The 20,771-nt window shown below is 35.6% G+C and carries 18 protein-coding genes and 1 pseudogene; 9 read left to right on the top strand and 10 right to left on the bottom strand.

The window, feature by feature from the left end:
• Positions 1 to 717: 717 nt before the first annotated feature.
• Both BOQ62_RS01830 and BOQ62_RS01825 read left to right on the top strand, forming a co-directional pair.
• A complete protein-coding gene (locus BOQ62_RS01830; RefSeq protein ID WP_129036714.1) occupies positions 718 to 1,158 on the top strand; it encodes a transposase in 441 nt (146 codons plus the stop codon).
• Positions 1,159 to 1,208: 50 nt separating this feature from the next.
• Positions 1,209 to 1,541: a helix-turn-helix domain-containing protein gene (locus tag BOQ62_RS01825; RefSeq protein WP_129036713.1), complete on the top strand. Its 333-nt coding sequence runs from the start codon at positions 1,209 to 1,211 to the stop codon at positions 1,539 to 1,541.
• A gap of 641 nt (positions 1,542 to 2,182) precedes the next feature.
• On the opposite strand, the pseudogene BOQ62_RS01820 reads toward BOQ62_RS01825, so the two are convergent.
• The 6 genes and pseudogenes from BOQ62_RS01820 to BOQ62_RS01795 form a co-directional block, all read right to left on the bottom strand.
• Positions 2,183 to 2,413: pseudogene (locus BOQ62_RS01820) on the bottom strand (PhzF family phenazine biosynthesis protein); the annotation flags it as partial.
• A gap of 39 nt (positions 2,414 to 2,452) precedes the next feature.
• Complete coding sequence (locus BOQ62_RS01815; RefSeq protein ID WP_129036712.1) at positions 2,453 to 3,394, bottom strand: MBL fold metallo-hydrolase; 942 nt, start codon at positions 3,392 to 3,394, stop codon at positions 2,453 to 2,455.
• 374 nt (positions 3,395 to 3,768) lie between these two features.
• A complete protein-coding gene (locus BOQ62_RS01810) occupies positions 3,769 to 5,223 on the bottom strand; it encodes a sigma 54-interacting transcriptional regulator (protein WP_129036711.1) in 1,455 nt (484 codons plus the stop codon).
• A gap of 68 nt (positions 5,224 to 5,291) precedes the next feature.
• Complete coding sequence (locus BOQ62_RS01805) at positions 5,292 to 6,431, bottom strand: vWA domain-containing protein (protein WP_129036710.1); 1,140 nt, start codon at positions 6,429 to 6,431, stop codon at positions 5,292 to 5,294.
• Between the two features lie 373 nt (positions 6,432 to 6,804).
• A complete protein-coding gene (locus BOQ62_RS01800) occupies positions 6,805 to 8,577 on the bottom strand; it encodes a flavin monoamine oxidase family protein (protein ID WP_228413569.1) in 1,773 nt (590 codons plus the stop codon).
• 12 nt (positions 8,578 to 8,589) lie between these two features.
• Entirely contained in the window at positions 8,590 to 9,777 is a 1,188-nt protein-coding gene (locus tag BOQ62_RS01795; protein WP_129036709.1) for an FAD-dependent oxidoreductase, read from the bottom strand.
• Positions 9,778 to 10,454: 677 nt separating this feature from the next.
• On the opposite strand from BOQ62_RS01795, the gene BOQ62_RS01790 reads away from it, so the two are divergent.
• The 5 genes from BOQ62_RS01790 (at position 10,455) to BOQ62_RS01775 (ending at position 14,796) form a co-directional block, all read left to right on the top strand.
• Positions 10,455 to 12,164, top strand: a complete 1,710-nt coding sequence (locus tag BOQ62_RS01790) for an ATP-binding protein (RefSeq protein WP_129036708.1) — start codon at positions 10,455 to 10,457, stop codon at positions 12,162 to 12,164.
• A gap of 2 nt (positions 12,165 to 12,166) precedes the next feature.
• Entirely contained in the window at positions 12,167 to 12,820 is a 654-nt protein-coding gene (locus tag BOQ62_RS01785; protein ID WP_129036707.1) for a response regulator transcription factor, read from the top strand.
• A 473-nt stretch (positions 12,821 to 13,293) separates the two neighbouring features.
• Complete coding sequence (locus BOQ62_RS01780) at positions 13,294 to 13,602, top strand: ACT domain-containing protein (protein ID WP_228413567.1); 309 nt, start codon at positions 13,294 to 13,296, stop codon at positions 13,600 to 13,602.
• Entirely contained in the window at positions 13,572 to 13,700 is a 129-nt protein-coding gene (locus tag BOQ62_RS24200) for an ACT domain-containing protein (RefSeq protein ID WP_410494162.1), read from the top strand. Before BOQ62_RS01780 ends, BOQ62_RS24200 begins: the two co-directional genes overlap by 31 nt.
• A 148-nt stretch (positions 13,701 to 13,848) precedes the next feature.
• The gene (locus tag BOQ62_RS01775; protein ID WP_129036706.1) at positions 13,849 to 14,796 is read left to right on the top strand and encodes an alpha/beta fold hydrolase; all 948 of its coding nucleotides are present in this window, start codon (positions 13,849 to 13,851) and stop codon (positions 14,794 to 14,796) included.
• A gap of 76 nt (positions 14,797 to 14,872) precedes the next feature.
• Here BOQ62_RS01775 and BOQ62_RS01770 read toward each other — a convergent pair whose 3' ends face one another.
• The 4 genes from BOQ62_RS01770 to BOQ62_RS01755 all read right to left on the bottom strand — a co-directional run bounded on the left by BOQ62_RS01770 (position 14,873) and on the right by BOQ62_RS01755 (position 19,801).
• On the bottom strand, positions 14,873 to 15,268 hold the full coding sequence (locus BOQ62_RS01770) for a VOC family protein (RefSeq protein WP_129036705.1): 396 nt from the start codon (positions 15,266 to 15,268) through the stop codon (positions 14,873 to 14,875).
• A gap of 124 nt (positions 15,269 to 15,392) precedes the next feature.
• Positions 15,393 to 16,211, bottom strand: coding sequence for a DUF4249 domain-containing protein (locus BOQ62_RS01765; RefSeq protein ID WP_129036704.1), 819 nt, complete (start codon positions 16,209 to 16,211; stop codon positions 15,393 to 15,395).
• A 3-nt stretch (positions 16,212 to 16,214) separates the two neighbouring features.
• Complete coding sequence (locus BOQ62_RS01760; RefSeq protein WP_129036703.1) at positions 16,215 to 18,545, bottom strand: TonB-dependent receptor; 2,331 nt, start codon at positions 18,543 to 18,545, stop codon at positions 16,215 to 16,217.
• 314 nt (positions 18,546 to 18,859) lie between these two features.
• Entirely contained in the window at positions 18,860 to 19,801 is a 942-nt protein-coding gene (locus BOQ62_RS01755) for a helix-turn-helix domain-containing protein (protein ID WP_228413564.1), read from the bottom strand.
• A 249-nt stretch (positions 19,802 to 20,050) separates the two neighbouring features.
• On the opposite strand from BOQ62_RS01755, the gene BOQ62_RS22820 reads away from it, so the two are divergent.
• Together BOQ62_RS22820 and BOQ62_RS22815 are read left to right on the top strand one after the other, a co-directional pair.
• A complete protein-coding gene (locus BOQ62_RS22820; RefSeq protein WP_228413562.1) occupies positions 20,051 to 20,494 on the top strand; it encodes a hypothetical protein in 444 nt (147 codons plus the stop codon).
• Entirely contained in the window at positions 20,380 to 20,769 is a 390-nt protein-coding gene (locus tag BOQ62_RS22815; RefSeq protein WP_317127349.1) for a DUF6796 family protein, read from the top strand. The genes BOQ62_RS22820 and BOQ62_RS22815 overlap by 115 nt, the downstream gene beginning before the upstream one ends.
• Positions 20,770 to 20,771 lie beyond the last annotated feature (2 nt).

Here is a 20,771-nt window from a genome sequence, read left to right as displayed (position 1 = left end):
TTTGTTGAAATTCCTTTGAGGTTTTTATATGTAATTTCTGACTTTTTTATAGTTAGTATGTTGCTTATCATTGTTTATGTGTTTTTTTGCCTGTTCTTATTCAGGAATTGTGATGTAATATGGGTTGTTATTGATATAGTTTCAGTATAATTTTGTAATAAATGTTGGGAAGGATCTGAACTTTAGAGAACTAAGAGATCTCTGATAATATCTTAATCAGGATCTAATCCAATAGATAGTCTATGGTCTGCCTTTTATAATAATATTTCATAGTGTATTATTGGCACGGAATATTGTGCTGTTATAAATCTGCCTATCCACGGCAGATTTTATAATTACTTCTTGTTGTGAATTTTCTAAATAATCAGAAGAAGAGTTCATCATTTTTCATACAGTTTGTTTGGTTGTCCCGGGATTTTAATGTAGTCTCATATTATCCATTGCAACTTATCATGAATAGATAGTTGTATTATTAAATGTGTTGCATTTTAACTGCTTGTTTATTAATGATTTGTGTTTGTTTTACTCTGTTGTTATTCTCGAATAGTAAGAGGCTATTTCTTGCCATTTCTGAAGAATCCCTATACCTTTGTTCTTAACAATGAAGCACCTAATTAATGATTTTTGTTGTCATTTTTCTAAAGGCTATGAAAATGTGTGACAGATATTCAAAAGAAAATTTTCTTTAAACATCATGAAACTAAATATATATACGTAATGAAAACAGATTTTAGAAATATCCATATTGGACATTTAATAGCAGAGAGAGTGGAAGAATGTAATATGGATAATGTCCGTATTTGCAACTTTTTCAGCTACTCTCAGGAAGAGGTGGACGAGATGTACACTAAGAAAAACCTATGTACGGAATTGCTTCTTAAATGGAGTAAGCTGTTGTGTTATGATTTTTTCAGATTATATACTCAGCACCTTATCTTGTATTCTCCACCAGAAAGAAGTGGAGAAAAAGAGGTTTCTGTACCTACTTCATTGCCGTTATTCAGAAAACATATTTATACAAAAGAACTTATTTCCTTTGTGATAGAACAGATCAATATAGGGGCAATGAACAAAAATGAAGTAATTACCAAATACAGGATTCCAAAAACAACTTTATATAAATGGCTGAGTAAGTATAATAGCAGAATTATAGCTTAGATTCACCAGAGAGATTTAGGACAAATAATTTACTTGAGATAAAACAAAATATGCAAAATGACCAATCACCTGATTATGTAGCTATTTATAGGGATATTATCAGGAAAAAATATCCTGAAAAAAAAGAAGAATGCAATAACCTTTTGCAGAAGCAAAAACTCACTGCAAGGGAAATCATCCTGCTGAACACCCTGATATTTGGAAAGGAAGAACCTTCTCTCATAAAAGGAAATAGCAAGTTCAGATCCTACGACAGGGAAACGGTACAATATATCATAGAATATCAGAATAGTAATAAGCTCAACCTTAGTCAAACTGCAAAACATTTTAAAATGAGCAGGAATACACTGGCTAAATGGAGAAAAGATTATTTGAAAGTTTAATAAAAGTCAGTTTTAAGGTCTATTTAAGTACATCATGTTCTTCCAAAGTTAAATTTTCAATGAATTTAGCAGGCTTGAATATTCCGTGAAAAATTGAATTTGTACCAACCGGATTACTTGTTAGGATAAATTGATCCTCTTTAGATTTGTCCTGCTTTTTGCTCTGTAATTTTTGTTATTCTGATCGATAAACTGGGTCATAGAGTTTAATCTTTGAATTCGATGCTGATTATCATTAAATTTTAAATATTCTTAGGGACATCGAACTTGTTGTTTGTCTCGTTATCCTTCTAGTACGAAATATTAAGATTTGCAATATCCATATTTTAATATTAGAAAGCAGACAGTATTTATTTTATGTAGTACAATGAAAAGATTAACCAATTGAAGTTAGCAACTATGATTTAAAATACCAAATATATACAAAGCTACTTCTGGTCGATTCTACAAATTGAATATAATTTGACTTTTAGTTAAATTTTTGTAAATCAGTTATTTATACTTGTCTAAGAATGTTAATAATGGTATCAGGTTTTCGACAGGATTCCCTCTCTCCCCGCAAAAAGCCTTGAATCATTTGATTCAAGGCTTTTTTATTACACTATCTTGCATTATTATCATAAAAATGTGCTGATCTATTTTTACTCAATCCAGAAATATCCCATAGAATACGTTTTGACTTTTCCAGCCACAATTACTCTTTCATTTTTGTTCTCACAATAGAGCTTTACGCCTCTTTCAGATATCTGGCGGGCAAAAAGCAGATCTTTCCCTAATCTTGATGACCAGAACGGGATAAGTGAGCAATGGGCAGAACCCGTTACCGGATCTTCAAGAATGGATGATGGCGGAGTAAAATACAATAAATAAAAAAGATGAAGCCTGATTTTGCTCCATCTTTTAAAGTATTGTTATGGTAAACTAATCTTTTTACCCTGTTCAGGAAAGATGTAATTTATTTTTAAAGGGTTGTTTTTCAAGAGCTCTTTTTTGATAAGCTCAGGATTATCACCGGTTGGTTTTCTATGAGTAACCACGATGGTAAGTGCTTCAAGACTGCTTTGTGCGGTTTTTTCTTTCAGTTTACTCAATTCCTCAACCAACAGGTTAGGAGTAAGATGCCCGAATAGTAGATGTTCAGGCTGACTGTTGGGAAAAGAAACTTCAATTAATATCGTATTGAGCCTTCTTTTTTTAACAAGCGGAGCTATTGTGCTCCAAAGATGATCCAGACGGTCAGACTTTTCGATGCGGTCTGCTCCCGTATCCCCCAGATAAAGCAGGTAATGATCATCTCTTCTTACCAGTGCAGCACTGCTTTTATATGGATTTACGTGGCTTAGTTCATAACCTGTTATAAAAAATGGTGTTTTAGGCGCAGGAATTTCGGCTCCTTCCTGAAGTTCGTTGTAATGGTACTTTCCAAGGATAGGTTTTTGTCCCTGATCAGCAAAATTGATCCAGGTATCCGTGATAAAATAATGATTCTGCAAAATCTGAATCACAGGAGCTATAGCGAAAATATCTTTTTTAGAATCCGCAGGAGAATTGATGATAAGTCCCGACAAATGATCCAGATGGCCGTGTGATACAAAATATCCTTTTATCTGATCTTTTAAAACCGTTTCTGCTGGTCCTTCAAGACTTTTCAATTCAATAGCTTTTCGGATCCCTGCATTTACAGTACCGGCATCAAGACAGAGAAATGCATTGTCTTTAGGAGCGCCCACCAGATAAGCAGATAAATTGTCTTCCTGCTCACCACCATATATTCCCAGAGGAATCACATCAAAATTTTGTGCCTGACAGACAATATTCAGAAAAACCAATAAAGAAAGTGCTGTTTTTTTCATAATACTTATAATAGAAAACCATCCTTTTCAAGATGGACAGAGCAAATTTACGCTATTTTTTGGCGACAGGCATTTTCTACTTTTAACTTTTGCTGGAAAGGATCTATTATTTCTCTACAGCTTTACTTAAAGAGATGCTGAATATTCCGGTAAGAAGAATGGGACATATCTTCCAGCTCCTTTACCGAAACGGGATGATTGTAATTTTTTCCATGAAATTAATAACTCTGTAAATACAATTCAGGTTGTCCTCCATAAATATTGAAATTTTTCCAAAACAAATTAGGTAAAATAAAGTTCCAAATAAAAGAATGACCCTTGTCAAGGTTTTAAATCTTGACAAGGGTCGTTTTTATTTATGATCACTGTAAAGGTTAGTTACGTAAAAACTGACCAATACCTGGTGAATCAAAAGTAAAGGCATTCTGATTTTCAGATTTATCGATTTTATTACTGATTGTTAATGCCCATAGAATTAATTCTTTACAGAAATTCTGGTCCTCAGGACTGAATTCGGAAGCGTTTTCTTCCACTACAGTTGTCAGAGGGGCTATCTTATCCAGTTTAGCGTAGAATTCTTCATCTGTATCATTATAATTAAGCTCAAGATGATTTTTATTGAACCATCTGATCAGATCGGTGTAAGGGGTTTTTATTCCTTCTTTTTCCAGTTTGGAAATGCGTGGAAAAATACTTTCAAACTGGGTCATTACCGCTTTGTCAATTAAGATTTTAGCTACGTAATCTGCACCTTCCTGTTCTCCTTCGTACACCAGTTCAATTTTACCCGTGATGGAAGGAATAATTGACATGAAATCAAGCAGACGGATAGTGGTTTTCTCTGTATCAGACTCAATCAATCGTAATTTTGCTGCTGCCATTAAGTTTTCCATAGCACTGATGGTCAAACGGGCACTCACACCGCTTTTCGCATCTACATATTCGCTGACACGGGCTGCAAAAGCTACTTCTTCCAAGAGATCTTTTGCCAGATCAGGAATCTGGATCTGTGCTTTATCTTCAGGAGAAATCAATGCTTCCTGCTCCGTAATCTGTCTTGCAAGGGCAATGGTTTTTGGATAATGGGTGAAAATCTGTGAACCGATTCTGTCTTTAAGCGGGGTTACAATACTTCCTCTGTTGGTATAATCTTCAGGATTGGCAGTGAACACAAACTGAATGTCAAGTGGCATTCTCAGTTGAAATCCACGGATCTGAATATCTCCTTCCTGTAAAATATTAAACAGAGAAACCTGAATTCTTGCCTGCAGATCCGGTAATTCATTTAAAACAAAAATAGAACGGTTGGCACGGGGAATCATCCCGTAATGTAAAACCCGCTCATCCGAATAAGGGAGTTTTAAGGTTGCCGCTTTGATAGGGTCTATATCACCGATCAAATCAGCCACATTCACATCCGGAGTAGCCAGTTTTTCATAAAAACGGTGAGAACGGTGTACCCACGAAATAGGAGTTTCATCACCCATTTCTGCAAGAAGATCTTTTGCAAATTTTGAAATAGGGTGGAATGGGCTGTCGTTGATCTCGGAACCTTTTACAATAGGCATATATTCGTCAAGCAGATTAACCATACTTCTTGCAATTCTGGTTTTTGCCTGACCACGCAAGCCCAGCAGATTGATATGATGACCTGCAAGAATCGCTTTCTTTAATTGGGGTACAACGGTGTCTTCATAGCCCCAAAGTCCTTCAAATACAGGTTCTTTAGCTTTGATCCTTGCAATTAAGTTCGCCTGGATTTCCTCATTAATCGTTTTATGGGTATAACCGGAGTTTTTTAATTCTTTGAATGTAATATCGTTTTTCATTTTCTTGTAATACTAATTATCTGGTAAGATTTTTAATTTTGAATGGTTTAAAGTCTGAAATATGACTTTTATATTCTTCTTATTCTGTTTTTTTCGTAATCTTCAAAAATCATTTGCCCTAAACCTGAAAGTCCTGTCAGAAAAGCTTTTCCTTTATTCTGAGCTGTAAATTCTTCTATAAACTGACGCAGGTAAGGATCCTGTGCAATCATAAATGTGGTGATCGGGATTTTCAGTTTTCTGGCCTGTGCTGCTCTGTTGAGACATTGATTAACAATTTTCTCATCCAACCCGAAACTGTTCATATAAAATTCTCCGCTGGGTAACTGAATACAGCTCGGTTTTCCGTCTGTAATCATGAAAATCTGCTTATTGGTATTTCTTTTTCTGCGGAGAATATCCATGGCGAGCTCAAGTCCTGCTACAGTATTGGTGTGATAAGGACCAACTTTTAAATAGGGAAGGTCTTTGATTTTGATAGGCCACGCTTCGTTTCCGAAAACAATAATGTCAATAGAATCTTTGGGATATTTTCTTTTAATCAACTCCACGAGTGCCATAGCTACTTTTTTGGCCGGTGTAATACGATCTTCACCGTATAGGATCATGGAGTGGCTGATGTCAATCATCAGAACGGTACTCATCTGTGCCTTATGTTTGGTTTCCTCTACAATGAGGTCTTCTTCTGTTAAGCGCAAGTCTGAAATTCCGTTGTTGATCTGTGCATTCTTCAAACTTTCCGTCATGTTTACGGCTGCAAGATCATCTCCATATTGGAAAGAACGGTTTTCGCCATCTCTTTCATCCCCAATTCCTGTTTTGTTGGTACGATGATTTCCTGCTCCATTTTTCTTCAATTTGCCAAAAATCTGGTCCAAAGCATATTCACGAAGAGCAGCCTCCAGTTTGGGAGTCAATATATTTTTACCTTTTCCACTTCCCGTATTGCCTTCTTCGGGATCCTCTTCTTTAATATAACCTCTTTTTTTCAAGTCTTCTTCAAAATCCTGAAGGGTATATTCATCACTGAAGATATCATATTCCTTATCCAGCATATCAAGCCACTCGAAGGCTTCCTCAAGATCTCCTGAGGTGTGGGTAAGCAAATCTTTGAAAACATCAAAGATCCGGTCAAAATGAGATAATTCTTCCGGCACATGCTTACTGAATATAAATCCTTTCTGAGGATTAAAATTTTTATCTGTCATAAGATGATAAGCTGTTTTGCTGTTATTGGCTTTTGAATATTTCAGATAACCTCATACATTATCTGATGTATTCTTTATTTCGTTTCAATCTGAGAAGTTAGGAAAATATAGCTTCAGGATTCCATTAGAAAAATAGAAAATACTAATGATGGTGATATGGAATTAGAATATAATGGTGTTTTTTATTTTGTTAATACATATTCTGTTTCTTACCCAGAACTAACAATTAAAAAGTAGATGGATTAATAATTAATATGGTTATCAGAAACTGAACTAATCATAAATTGAATTTCAGAAAATTATTAAAAATAATAAAAGCTCCGGATTATTCCGGAGCTTTACCTGTATACATCATCTTACTATTGATACGTGGCTACCATCCTAAATAATATTCAGGATCTAACCAGTATGGCCAGTCTAATTTAAAATGGGTCTGAAGCATTTTTTCAGCTTCACAGAAAGCACCTTCTACCCAGCCCTGTTGATCAGAATACGCTTCACCAATAATATGAATATGCTCATCCATTAACGGTTTTCTCATATAAGGCATCACATCTTTTACGGAAAAACCTGCTTTCCATGCGTGATATCCTGCACCGTACGGGTCATCTGTCCAGTCTCTGAAATACGTTACATAAGGTTCAGGAATATCTACACCATGTAATTCTTTCAGCTGATTCATCAATTCATTCACCATAAACTGAGTGGCCTGAACGTCATCAAACTTATGGAGCTCTTCAAGGGATGCAGATCTCGCAGCTCTTACTTTAAACAGAACTTTGTCATCAGAAAGGGCTTTCCAGAATGTTTCTGTTTCCATATCACCGTAGCTTCCCAATAACATTGAGTTTTTGGTCTCATTATCAGTACCGAAATAATAACACTGTCTCATCGGTAAATCTGTAATAGAGTGCCCGGAATCAATTCCCATCTCTCTCCACCACGGTCCTTCGAATCCCATTAATATTTTAAATGCGGGCTCCATAATGATAGAACGGATATTTTTGTTCAGTTCCTGATGTCTGTTGGCATCGAAAAAGAAGTTATTCTGATCCAGAAGTTCCAATGATTTTCTTGGCATGCCCAATACGATTGAATTGGCGTATACTTTCCATGTCGTGTTGCTTTGGATGTTTAGGAAAGTAAGCTCGTATTTATGAGTGGCAATTAAATGATGATCTTTAGTGAAAGTAATCAACTTGTTTTCAGACCAAATACGTGCTCCATCATATTCCATATAAGTGTTGGCAACTGCATAAGCGATGCTGTCATAACCCTCTTGAATTGTTTTGTAGGTAGTATCAGCAGAAAAATCTCCTACCATATAAGGAAATGCTTCTGCAGAATTCCAGTTGATGGTATTGGAATAATACCCTCCGGCATTCGCTAAAAACTCATAACCTTCCTGAGAAACCTGGTCTTTGATTAAGTTCCAGAAACCGATATCGTTTACCAGACGCTTGTCATAAGGAGAACCAGGGAAATTGTAAACCATTCTCGGCTTTATAGCATCCCAATCTCTGCTGGTCAGTTTGAATGTATAATCATAGCCGTTAGGATCTGCAATAATGAGATCTTTATAGGTAGCAGCTACCCAAGGATCTGACATTAAAACATTATAGATAATTTTATTGAATAACTGATCAGAACTGAAACCTTCATCATTTTCATTCAGAAAATAGCGGGTGATCAGTTTATTGCCTTGTTTTTGCTCTTCCGTCCATGCATTTTGTTTGAAACGTTCTTTTCTGATGTACATGAATAGTTTTTCCGGTTCACCCATAGGGAACTCAACAGGAGTCATTTTATCCTTTAATACAGGTGTTCTTTTGTTCAGGTCTTTTTCTTTTAGCGGGTAACCTTCTATCAGAGTGGTTACAATTTCCTGAGAAGTCAGGTAACGCATACCTCCGAGTTCACCCCAGAAATTCATTCCAGGCATGATTACGGATTCAAGTCTTCCGCCTAATTTGTTGCTCATATCAAAGATCTGAACTTCATGACCTTTATATTTATTAGCAGTTACCAAGCGGAAAGCAGTGTATAATCCGGAAGTTCCGGCACCTATAATGGCTACTTCAGTTTTCAGATCTGGCTGCATCCCCGGATACATAGGGGTATCTTTGTTCACGTTTTCTTGATTCATGGTTTTATAATTTTAAAGTGCTAAGAAATATTTATATCCTAATCGGAAAGGGGTAATGTCAAAATCAGTATGTCCATCCAATGCAAGATCAGACATGATTTTTCCTAAAAATGGAGTGAATTTCGCTGCCCATCCTGTAGCATACACCACAATGTTTTTATGATTGGGAACATAAGATGGAGCAAAATCGATCAGCAATTCTTTATTGGGGATCTTGCTCAGAGCGATAAGACATGTGGAGGTATATTCCGGGATGATGCTAAGGCCGGTCATATGTTTTTCTATCCATTCGGAAGTGTAAGCCAGTTCCTGAGGGTTGGGAATCAAAGTTCTGTCGTTTGGCTCTTCCAAAGGTTTGATAACAAAATCTGGTGCCACACGGATGTATTCCGGATGATCCCAGTCAACAGAAGGGAAGCCATAAAATTGGTTGCCGTTTTCTCCTGATGCATTCTGGAATACAAACCAGGTTGGATATTGTATCGCAGGATCTGTCTTTTTAAAATAAGCAGAAGACATATTCCAGTAAGTGGCTTCTATTTTAAAATCAAGAAGATTGATAACACTGTTGATGTAAGGCCCCGGAATAATAGCCAGTTTTTTGGCAATATAAACCCCATTGGGAGTGGTAAGCTCAAAAAGTTCACCTTTTTGTTTGATTTCCAATACCGGAGAATCTTCTCTGAGCTCAACGGTTTCCTCCTGTTTACACAGTTCTAAAAGCGTTTCAATAGTTGCCTTAAAGTTAATGCTGGCACCATCAGGCTGAAACAGACCTGTATAATTATCCGGAAGGTTTTTGAAATGATGCTGCTCTTCAATTTCTTTTGAAGTTAAGGTTGTATAAGGAACGCCTAAGGCTTTTAAAGCTTTTTCTGCTTCAGCAATATTTCCTTCAGTAGAATGTACTTCAGGATCTCCAAACCAGAGTGTTCCTACTTTATCAAGCAATTGGGTATCTGTCTTTTTTTGTAGTTCATCCCAATATGGCTGTGCATCCAACGCCATTTGTACCATGTATTCATCTGGATAGGGAATCCGGAATTGACGTGATACTCCTGCGGAACTGCCCAACTGATTGACAAAGGTATATTGTTCCAGTACCAGTGTTTTAGCCTTGCGCTGACCAAGATGATAAGCCGTCGCCAGGCCTATTGCTCCTCCGCCAATGACGATTACGTCGTAGTTTTCTGTAATCATAGGTTATTTGTTTTATTTTTATAATCGTATTGAAGAGATGCAGAAAAAGTAAAGACAGCAAAATGAAGGAGTATGCCTTCATTTCAGATCTTCAATAATCTCTGAGCTTTACAATCCATACGAAAGATTAAGTATAGAAATGAATCTGCCGGTACATATGAATATCTTTGTATTTGTAACTATTTATAAGCATTTCAAAGTAACAAAGAAGAGGGTATATGTTCTTAGAGTGTAAATAACCAATTGTGGTATTGAGTAGAAATACGGAATTGCCGATAAGTCTCCTGCAGATAAGAGTTTCAGTCATAAATGTGGTAGATGGAAGAAATAGTCTCTGATGATCTTCTGAGACCATTTTTGAATAATTATTTACTAATTGTCAAATAATAAAAAGAAAAATAATATTTTGCTGAGCTTCAACTTTTTGCACTTGATCTAAGAAAATGAGTTTACGTAAAGAAAACTTAATGTTTACAGCGCATTTTAATATAAAATAGAATTAATATTTGTTGGTTTTATCAAATATTCATTATTCTAAGAAGACAAAAATTACTTTAACTTTGCAAATTGGATGTTATTTAGCTATTGCAGAATAATTGAAAATAATGGTATATTGTTGAAAATTAATATCAAATAGACGAATGAGGTCTAAGAATTAATTTAACTGATAAACAGATATGAAAAATAAATTCTTAAATTTTAAATTGAGAAAAGTTGTTCATTATTCAATGATCCTTTGTATTTTATTAATACAGGTTATCATTGCCATATTTTTTTATAACGAATTTGTGAATGGGAAAAAGCTGAAATTTATTAAGGATCAGCTGGAAGAAAGCCGTGCACTGGGAGGGTTGACGGATAATTCGAGGAAGGATTTTATGGCAGCGCAGGATCATTTGCAAAAATATATGGCTACTCAGGATAATAATGATCTGCAGCTCTATTTTCAGTCGTTGAGAAAACTTAAAACCAATTTTGATAAGATTGGAGAATATGAAAAAACAAGTCCGAAACTGAAAAAAAGTTTGGAAGCTCATCGTCAGAATTCCCAGAAGACCGCAAAACTTGAAACTCTAATAGATTCTGTGTACAAAAATTCATTGAATCCGCCTTCGAATATTGAGGATAAGCCATTTGAACCTGCAAAGTATAAAAATGATTTTGAAGATTTCAAGATTCAGACCCGTACCTATGCTGATACTGTTAAAAAGAAAGGCTTTTTTGGACGTTTAAAAGATGCTGTAAAGGGAAAAGTGGATGTACAGAAGGAAAGTACGGTGATTACGATGACCAACAATAAAACCATAGATATTTCTCAGGTAAAGTCTAAGATGGACAACACCATAAAATCTATGGATAAACACTATGTTGCTGAAGTAAAGAAAATGCAGCAGCTTGCAGCTCAAAACCAAAAGAAGAATTTACAGTTTTACAGTAATTTCAGTAAACTATTGATGTACAGTAATGGGCTGATAGAGGTATACGAAAATGCAATAAAAGACTTTAAAAAAGAGCTTGAAAAAGAATACAACGAGCAAAGTTCCAATAATAATAGAATCAGGACCAATTTGGTATTGGGACTCATGATTCTGATGTTTATTGTATCTATTCTGATCATGTATTTTACAAGAATGGCATTTGTTTATGAACAAAAACTGAATGCAGCCAATAAAGAGATTAAAAAGAATCTTAATTTCAAAAACAGAATCCTGGGAATGCTGAGCCATGATTTGAGGTCTCCATTGAAAATTATCAATATTTTTATAGATAAGATTCACAGAACAACAAAAGATGAAACAATAAAGGATTATCTGAAATCCATAAAATTTACAAACAGTACTTTGCTTCTTCAGTCTAATCAGATTTTGGAATACACCAAAAATGAGAATGCTGAAAAAGAACTTATACAATCGAATTTTAATCTTAAAGAAGAGATCAGTTCTATTGTAAAAGTTATTACTCCTTATCTGGAAACAAGAAACAACAGATTTGTGGTAACGGATAGAATTCCTGAGAATATGGAAGTGTATTCGGATAATATAAGAATCAATCAGATCTTTATGAATATTCTGGGAAATGCCAATAAGTTTACAGAAAACGGGCAGATTGATCTTGTGATGAATACGGAACAAGTGGGAGAAAATAAAATTTCCCTGATTACAACAGTAGGAGATACCGGAGTAGGGATATCAGAATCAGATCTTGGTAAAATTTTTGATCCTTATTATCAGGGAATGGTGTCTGATGAAGTAGATAACCTGGGAGCCGGGCTTGGACTTAATCTGGTAAAAGAAATTGTAGAGCTTTTTGATGGTAATATATCGGTTGAAAGCAAATTACATAAAGGAACCAAAGTGACATTCAGGATTAATTTAAATATTAAGTAATAATGGAAACATCAATTCAAAATAAAGAAATCACATTCCTGCTGGCAGATGACCACAGCATTGTACGTCAGGGGATGGAGATTGTTATCAGCGATATTGTACCAGAGGCTATAGTGTATCAGACTTCATCTTTACATCTGGTATTGGAGCTGGTAGAATCAAAAAAGGTAGAGATGATTATCATTGATGCTCATTTTCCGGATGGAAACAGTCTGCATATTTTACCTGATATGAAAAAGATAAATCCTGATATTAAAATTTTAGTTTTTACAGGACTTGAAGAGGAACTGCACGGGCTTAAATTTGTAAAAGCAGGGGCTGATGGTTACCTGAGTAAGCTGAGCGAAGAGGATGAGGTAAGAAATGCGATCACAACTTTCATAGAGAAAGGAGAATATTTTTCTGAACAGTTAAGGAATCTTATAGTACAGCTGGTTCACAACCCGAACCTGATAAGTCCTCTTATGAGTTTAACCAAACGTGAATTAGAAATTGCAGAACTGTATGCTGAAGGGTACGGAAATCTGGAAATTTCAAATGCATTGAATATAAAACAAAATACAGTAAGCACAATCAAAAAAAATATCTTTGAAAAATTGAAGATAGAAAATATGGTTGAGCTGATTGAACTTGTCAAAACGCACCATAAACTATAGAAATTCTTAGAAAATTCCACACTTCTTATCATCAAAATATTTTTTATAGATAAATATCGATATTCGAATCGAGATGTATCGATAGGGTTTATAGAAGATTTTATTCCGGAATGTTGTTCCTTTGTACTGTGAAATTTAAGTAATGAAAAAGCCAATGAGAAATAATGGTTTTTGATTAAATAAATTCATATAAACACAAATAATGATTATAGCTATTCAAATAATAAACAATAGTTATAAGAATGCAAATGATGGAAAAAAGACAATTGATGAAAAATTAGAAGTGTATGAATAACCCCTAAACAAGGCTTCTTAAAAAACCAAATTTTTTAAAAAAACACAAACACATATAGTGAGGTTCAGTTGATAGGTTACAAGTACAACAAAAAGGAGGCAGACTGCCTCCTTTTTTGTTTTTTATCATTTGATAAAAAGATGCTGAGATCTATATCTTAGTTTTGCAGTAAAAAAAGATGTCAGGAGAAAAAGATTTAAGCATTTTGCTTCAGGATATGGAACCGGTATTAAATGCCGGAGAATATGTATTTTGTACCGCTGAAGACCTGAGTGGAATACCGGATATAGAAAAGATTCTTTTTTTCTTTCAGGAAACTGAAGCAGTTACCGTTGTTTTAGAAAAGACTATTGCTGATAAATGGTCTTTAGAATATAGCTATATTTCTTCCTGGATCACTCTGAATATTCATTCTTCTCTGGAAGCTGTAGGACTCACTGCTGCTTTTGCCAATGCATTGAAAAAGAAAATATCAGCTGTAATGTAGTTGCAGCTTATTTTCATGATCATATTTTTATAGCGAAAAAGGATGCCGGAAAGGCAATGGAAGTTCTTCATGCATTGAAAGAGGTTCAAGATCTTTAAAAAAATGTTTTTTTAATTACAGCTTTTTATTTTCACCTTCAAAAATGTCTAATTGAATAAGTAAAGTGTCCTGTTGATACAGCTTTTGAGTGTTTTGCCTGTTTTTGTATTTTATGTTTGCATCATAATCATACAAAAATAAACAACAATGAAAACAATCAGAAAGATCTCAGTCGTTAGCTTATTATGCTTAACTCTTTTTACGGTAGTGACAATGTCGTGTACTGAAGAAAATGAGCCTCCCACGTTACAGGAGATTCAAAATAACACTCATCAAACAGCCAAAACCCAATTCGTAAACGTTAAAGGAAATTCGATTGCGTATCGTATTTTAGGAAATCAGGAAGGAATTCCATTAGTATTGCTGCCTGGGCTGGGTGGTTCAATGGACGATTGGGACCCTGCAGTGACGGATGGATTGGCTAAAAAATATAAGGTTATTATCTTCGACAATAAAGGAGTGGCTTCTTCAAAAGGAACAACACCCAATACGGTTCAGGCAATGGCAGATGATGCAGTGGATTTTATCAAAGCTTTGAATCTGAATCAAGTAAATATCATGGGATTTTCCATGGGAGGTTTTATCGCCCAGAGAATTGTGCTCACCAATCCGTCCCTTATCAATAAGGTTATTTTAACGGGAACGGGACCACAGGGAGCGATCGGATTATCTAATCTTCCTAATATTATTGCCGGAACAGCAGGATTAAGCCCTGAAGCTTCCTTTCTGAAATTTGGGTTTACAGAATCTGCCCAAAGTATTGCGGAAGGAAAGGCATCTTTTGCAAGAGTCCAGCTTCGTACAGCGGACAGAGATCTTCCTTTGAATGATGCAGCTTCCAATTCACAGTTTACAGCGGTATTGAGCTGGGCTCAGGCTGATGCAAATGCTCTTACTGAAATAAAACAGATTAAGAATCCAGTACTGATTGTTCATGGAGAGAATGACCTTCCGGTATCCGTTCAGAATGCTAAAAATATGGCTCAGAATTTAGATCATGCAGAACTGGTGATTTTTCAGGATTCAGGACATGCTTCCTTTTACCAGTATCATGATGTTTTTGTAGCAAAAGCCATTGAATTCCTTGGAAAATAATTTAAAAATGATATTAAATATTTCAAAAAAACTCGCTGAACATTACCGCGAGTTTTTGGTATTTATACATGGAGGTTTAGCTGAATTTTTTAACAGCTTCCGCACTCACAGGGGTGAAAAAGTTGATCATATTACCATCCGGATCGCAGAACAGAAGTGATCTGTTTCCCCAAGGCATTGTTGTAGGTTCCTGGATGATTTCAGACGCAATACTTTTAATTCTTTCATATTCTTCATCTACATTTTCAACCAAAAATTCAATGATGGTAGATTTTGTTCCTGCAAAATCGGTAAGACCTTCTGAAAACATTTGCATTGTTTTGGTACTTCCGATAGCGATGATAATAGAATCTGTGGAGAATTCTGCGAAATCTTCTGTGTACCAAGTAGGGGGAATTCCAATAATTTGTTCGTAAAATGCTACTGCTGCTTTAATGTCTTTGCTGATAATTCTTAATGAGGTAAGTTTCATACTGTTTTTATTTTTAAACAATTATAAGACAAAAGTAGGGTAGAGCTATGACAACAAGTTGTCAGCAGGAATGAAGATTTTTTAACGAAATAAAAAATCCCGATTACATCGGGATTCTTTTATCTTATGGAGTTGTTGTCTGCTGAATAACAAAAGTTTGAGTGTCTGTTGTATGAGCTGAAAAATAACCTAAAGCCCCATTACTGATATTGCTTGGTGGATTGGCTGGAGTAGCAGTTCCTCCGTTCCCTCCTGAAATCTGAAGCAGCGAACTGTAGTACGTGAATATATTATTATCAATACACTGCATCTCTACATGAATTTTATCTCCTACTACCACCTCGTGATCTCTTCCTTTATTATCATCATTAGGAAGTATAAGAGGCTGTTGATTGGCCAATCCGTTATTCACATTATCTGAAAAAGTATTCATATATTTTTTAGTAAGATCATTGATCGTAAAACTAAAAAGATAACGGTTCCCCAATGGCATTGGGTCTGTAAAAAGAGGTAAGAGCGTATACGTATTTTGATCTCCAAACTTGAAAGAACTCTGCTCTAACCCATCAAAATTTACTACGTCCGGCATCTTGCTCTGGGCTGTATATTGTTTCCCCTCGGCCTGTACTTTCAAGGTATAGATTCTGCCTGGTTGCCCTGTAAATGTAGTGGTTTGATACATTCCATTTCCAGTATACTGAAGGGTTTCGGTTTGTCCTGTGTTATCACTCAAAATTACCTGAGCTCCGGTTACAGCCGGATATTGGTTAGGTTCAGAAAAACCAACTGATTTTGTGATTTTTACCGTATAAGGCCCTGGTTTATTGGTTACATTTCCTTCAATAACAATGTTTCCGCTCTGATCGTTCAGATCCAGCTCGATCTCTTTTTCACAAGAAGTTAAAGCAAAAAGAGAGAATATGATATAAAAAGTATTTTTCATGATTTAGAATTTGAAATTATAAGTGATGTTGGGTACCCAGCGGAATAAAGAGGTTTGCATAGCTCGTGTTGTTCCGGGACGGTCAGGATTATCTTCAAAGTTGATCGTATAGGCATTTTCTCTGCCATAAAGGTTATAAATACCAAACGTCCAAGATCCTCGGAATCGTTTATTGGAACTTGGTTCGTAGGTTGCACTCAGATCCATTCTGTGATAGGCCGGCATTCTGTCTGCATTTCTGTTGCTGTACTGGAACACGGTCTGCCCGTTCAGCTCATATTTTCCGGTAGGGAAGGTAACAGCATTTCCTGTACTGTATACAAACAATCCTGAAAAACTCCATTTTGGATTAAGCTGATAGGTGGCAACAATAGAAAGGTCGTGGGTTTTGTCCATTCTGGCATTATACCACTCATTATTATTAATTCCGTTAATTTTTCTTTCTGTTTTAGAAAGGGTGTAGGAAATCCAACCTGTTAGTTTTCCGCTTTTCTTTTTGGCAATAAGTTCCAGTCCGTAAGCTCTTCCTTTTCCAAATAGCAATTCGCTTTCTACATCCGCTCCCGTATCAAATCCAATCTGAGCTCCATTTTTGAAGTCAATTTGGTTTTTCATGTCTTTGTAGTAAATCTCAGCATTCAATTCATAATTATTATTGTTGAAGTTTCTGCTGTACCCAAGACTGATCTGATCTGCAATTTCAGGTTTTACCGTATAACTGCTTCCAATCCATTGATCCGTAGGATTTCCACTATTGCTGTTGCTTAAAAGATGAAGATTCTGTGTGTTTCTGGAATAACCTCCTTTCACACTGCTGACTTCATTGATACGATAATTGGCACTAATACGGGGTTCAAGGTTTGTATATGTTTTCCCGAATTTTCCTTTCTCTAAGAATTTACTGTCGGTAAGCACTCCGTTCTCATATGTATTAAAGGTGTCTCCACCCAATACACTGAACATAGAAAGTCTCAGTCCGTAATTGATCGTCAGCTTTTCTGTTGCTTTATAATCATCATTGATGTAAACTGCGTTTTCCCATGAATATCTTGGATTTCTTGCAAAACTGCTCACTGTTGTACCGGAAGCACTGCTCGGAGTAAGGGTATGATAAATAGATTGAAGCCCAAACCGCACAGAATGTTTGTTTCCTGCAAACCAGGTGAAATCCTGTTTAAGATTCCAGTCACGTATTTTTGAATTCAAATCAAATACAGTATCGTCATTTTTTAAACTGATTTTATAATCATAATTACTGTAGATAAAGGAGGTATTGGAGAATAATTTACTGCTGATAATGCTGTTCCATCTCAACGTTGCTGTAGTATTTCCCCAGTCTGTATTGAACGTATCTCCCAATCCCAGAACATCTCTTCCAAAATACCCGGAAAGGTAAATACGGTTATTTTCATTGATCTGATAATTGGCTTTCAGGTTCAGATCATAGAAATATAATTTGTTGTCTTTATAATCTTTATTGGTTTTAAGGAACAAATCGGCATATGTTCTTCTTCCTGAAACAATGAATGAGGATTTTTCTTTCTGAATAGGTCCCTCCACACTCAATCTACTGCTGATAAGACCGATTCCTCCGTTAATGTTGTAATCCTTATTATTTCCGTCCTTCATTTTAACGTCCAATACCGAAGAAAGTCGGCCTCCATATTGAGCGGGGCTGTTTCCTTTAATGATACTGGCATCTTTCAGAGCATCACTGTTGAACGTACTGAAAAAGCCAAGAAGATGAGAGGCATTATAAACGGGAGCCTCATCCAATAATATCAGGTTTTGATCGGTGGCACCACCTCTTACACTAAATCCGCTGCTTCCTTCACCATTACTTTTGATACCTGGTAAAAGCTGTATAGTTTTCATCACATCTTTTTCTCCAAAAAGAACCGGTAATTTTTCTATATTCTTAATGCTTAAAGTTTCCGCTCCCATCTGAGCTGAGGTTAAGTTTTTGTCCTTTTTAATACCGGTAATCACTACCTCATCAATAGCTTTTGCTGTGGTTTCTGCCGGAAAAAGAGGAAGGTCAAGCTTTATATTCTGATCTACTTTAATTTGCTGTTCAAAATCCTGATATCCCGGATTGGAAATAACGATGGTATAATTACCTTCGGGTAATGAAAGAGAATAAAACCCATATTCATTAGCAACAACGTTGATGGAGGGATTTTCACTTACTTTTACCGAGACTCCGATTAATAGTTCTCCGTTTTTTTTGTCTTTCACGGTTCCGCTTACAGAATAGGTTTGTTGGGCCATTGCCAGGGTGCTGAAACAGAGTGCAGCGGTGGCAGCAGTAATTTTTAAAAAGGATGTTTGCATTAGTTTATTTTAAAGTAGTAGATCTCTTGTATATGAATTAATGTTTCGATGTTGAATGATTAGTTAGATGAATAGGGGATTTGTTACACGTAACAATTTAATTATGAAATAAATCCATTGAAAAAACAGGTTTTCTGGAATGATAAAAGCAAGGATAGAATAAGAGTGTTACATAAAAAATACTATTATGCATGGTATATTGTTTTATTGATGTTTTTCAATTGATTTTATTAGAAAACAAATTATTAACGGTCATTAGTTGATTTTTATTATCATCAGGAGAAAAAATAGATAAATGATCGTTCTATGGGTCTCTATTTGTTTCTGAACTTACTTGGTAGTATATTGAATTTTCTTTTAAATGCCGCAGAAAAATGTCTCGGATTTTTATAACCAATACGGTCTGAAATTTCACTGATGCTCAGATCACAGTTGAGAAGCATTTTTTTTGCCTGTTTCATTTTGTTATCATTCCAGAATCCAAAAACGGTTGTTCCAAAAAGTTCTTTAAACCCTTTCTTTAAAGTAAATTCATTGGTTCCCACTAGATGGGCGAGTTCAATCAGAGAGCTTTCTGAATTTAAGTTAGTCAGAATGTATTCCCTTACAGCATACATTTTTTCTATATCTTTTTTCTGAAGAGAAGAAGGTAAGATGTTGTTGTCAAAAAACTGTTCCAGTTGTAACAAAAGAAGCTCACCTACTTTAGCTTCAAGATAGATTCGTTTGAAAGTTCCTTTTCTGTTGCAATGTATAATCTCATTCAGAATCTGATACATTTCTTGGGAGATGTGGTTGTGCTCCGGCTGGATAAGTGATGAATTTTGCCTGTCAATTGAATTTCTGAATACTTCAAACAATCCGGAATGTTCGGGTAGAAATCTTTTAAAAAATTCAGGAGCAAGGTTGATTTCAAAAAGATACATTTCCGGACCTTCAAATTCCATTCTACCTTCCATGTTATGGGCATAAATAATATTGTGCTGGTAGCTGTCAAACTCTATTGTTTTTTTGAAGTTTCCTGAAATTGCTTTACTCTTTCCCTTTAATGTAAAATGCATCTCTACGGAGTCAAAATCACTTTCAAGGTAAAATTTTAGCTGATTGTTCAAAGAGATATTTCCAAAACTGATATGAACATTCGCAAAACTTATTTCGTGGTAAAAGCCGCATCCATAAGGAGGAAAAAGCTGAGTAATACATTCCTGAATATCACCTTCATTAAAAAAATAAGGAGCAGGGTAATTCTTCTCCATCAATATACTTTCTAAATGTTCATCATATAGCCGTAATGTCATCTCGCTCTCCTTTTTAGAATTTCCTTTTTGCGGACTTTTTATTCCGTTTTACAAACCCTCTTTGTTCAAAATTTATGATAGTTTTGCACAAAGATAATTATTATTTAGAATTATTCTTAATAATAAATTTTGCTTTCTCAAAACTTAATGAAGAGAATCTACAATAGAATGATGTAAAACTTATTGCAATTAATTATTTAAAAAATTATGAAATATTCAGACAAAATAAACTGGTCTTTTGCTGCTGCAATAGCAGTATCAATATGTTGGATCATTGGTGATATTTATGTTGCCGGATTTGATCCGAACCCTTCAGATTATCCTTTATTTTCAAAGACGTATGCCGATCAGGTGAATGTAGAATTTGCCACTTTAATGCTGGAAGGATCCACATCGAGGCTGATGTTCGGTGCTTTGATTGGTGCTCTTACCGGACCTTTACTACTTCCTGCCACGTGGCTGGTGTATCAGTTTTTTAAAGATACTCAAAATGGTATTCGGTTTTTGTATATTGGGTTTTATTGGCTGGAGCCGTTTTGTCGCCTTTGGGGCATGCCGGGTTCTTCTATGTTGGGGAGATTTATAAAGCGGTTCACCATACAGATCCTGTTTCTCATCCTTATCTCCTGGAGACAGGGAGAGGTTTCATGAAAATGCTGAACATTGCCTGGGGAGCCGCTATTGGCGTACTGGCCATCGGATGGATTTCTTTTGCAGTCTGTATCCTTTTGAATAAAACCCTGCTGCCGAGATGGATGGCCTTGCTGACTCCATTTGTACTGACCCTATTTATCATTCCTATCAAAGGTCTTTTACCGCTTCCTTATTCCGGATGGGTTGGAGGAGCAATATTCAATATTGCCTATCTGACATTCTTCAGCGCATTGCTGTTTATTTTCAGGAAAAAATTACGGAATAAAAGTTAGCT

This window comes from Chryseobacterium sp. CH21 (assembly GCF_004119445.1).
Lineage (GTDB): Bacteria > Bacteroidota > Bacteroidia > Flavobacteriales > Weeksellaceae > Chryseobacterium.
Note: the sequence above shows the minus strand (reverse complement) of the source record. Positions and strands in the feature narration are given on the sequence as shown.

Excerpts from the sequence above, each read along its gene's own strand:
- BOQ62_RS01830 (WP_129036714.1), top strand. The coding sequence starts at position 718 with ATGAAAACAGATTTTAGAAATATCCATATTGGACATTTAATAGCAGAG.
- BOQ62_RS01825 (WP_129036713.1), top strand. The coding sequence starts at position 1,209 with ATGCAAAATGACCAATCACCTGATTATGTAGCTATTTATAGGGATATT.
- BOQ62_RS01815 (WP_129036712.1), bottom strand. The coding sequence starts at position 3,394 with ATGAAAAAAACAGCACTTTCTTTATTGGTTTTTCTGAATATTGTCTGT.
- BOQ62_RS01810 (WP_129036711.1), bottom strand. The coding sequence starts at position 5,223 with ATGAAAAACGATATTACATTCAAAGAATTAAAAAACTCCGGTTATACC.
- BOQ62_RS01805 (WP_129036710.1), bottom strand. The coding sequence starts at position 6,431 with ATGACAGATAAAAATTTTAATCCTCAGAAAGGATTTATATTCAGTAAG.
- BOQ62_RS01800 (WP_228413569.1), bottom strand. The coding sequence starts at position 8,577 with ATGAATCAAGAAAACGTGAACAAAGATACCCCTATGTATCCGGGGATG.
- BOQ62_RS01795 (WP_129036709.1), bottom strand. The coding sequence starts at position 9,777 with ATGATTACAGAAAACTACGACGTAATCGTCATTGGCGGAGGAGCAATA.
- BOQ62_RS01790 (WP_129036708.1), top strand. The coding sequence starts at position 10,455 with ATGAAAAATAAATTCTTAAATTTTAAATTGAGAAAAGTTGTTCATTAT.
- BOQ62_RS01785 (WP_129036707.1), top strand. The coding sequence starts at position 12,167 with ATGGAAACATCAATTCAAAATAAAGAAATCACATTCCTGCTGGCAGAT.
- BOQ62_RS01780 (WP_228413567.1), top strand. The coding sequence starts at position 13,294 with ATGTCAGGAGAAAAAGATTTAAGCATTTTGCTTCAGGATATGGAACCG.
- BOQ62_RS01775 (WP_129036706.1), top strand. The coding sequence starts at position 13,849 with ATGAAAACAATCAGAAAGATCTCAGTCGTTAGCTTATTATGCTTAACT.
- BOQ62_RS01770 (WP_129036705.1), bottom strand. The coding sequence starts at position 15,268 with ATGAAACTTACCTCATTAAGAATTATCAGCAAAGACATTAAAGCAGCA.
- BOQ62_RS01765 (WP_129036704.1), bottom strand. The coding sequence starts at position 16,211 with ATGAAAAATACTTTTTATATCATATTCTCTCTTTTTGCTTTAACTTCT.
- BOQ62_RS01760 (WP_129036703.1), bottom strand. The coding sequence starts at position 18,545 with ATGCAAACATCCTTTTTAAAAATTACTGCTGCCACCGCTGCACTCTGT.
- BOQ62_RS01755 (WP_228413564.1), bottom strand. The coding sequence starts at position 19,801 with ATGGAGAAGAATTACCCTGCTCCTTATTTTTTTAATGAAGGTGATATT.
- BOQ62_RS22820 (WP_228413562.1), top strand. The coding sequence starts at position 20,051 with ATGAAATATTCAGACAAAATAAACTGGTCTTTTGCTGCTGCAATAGCA.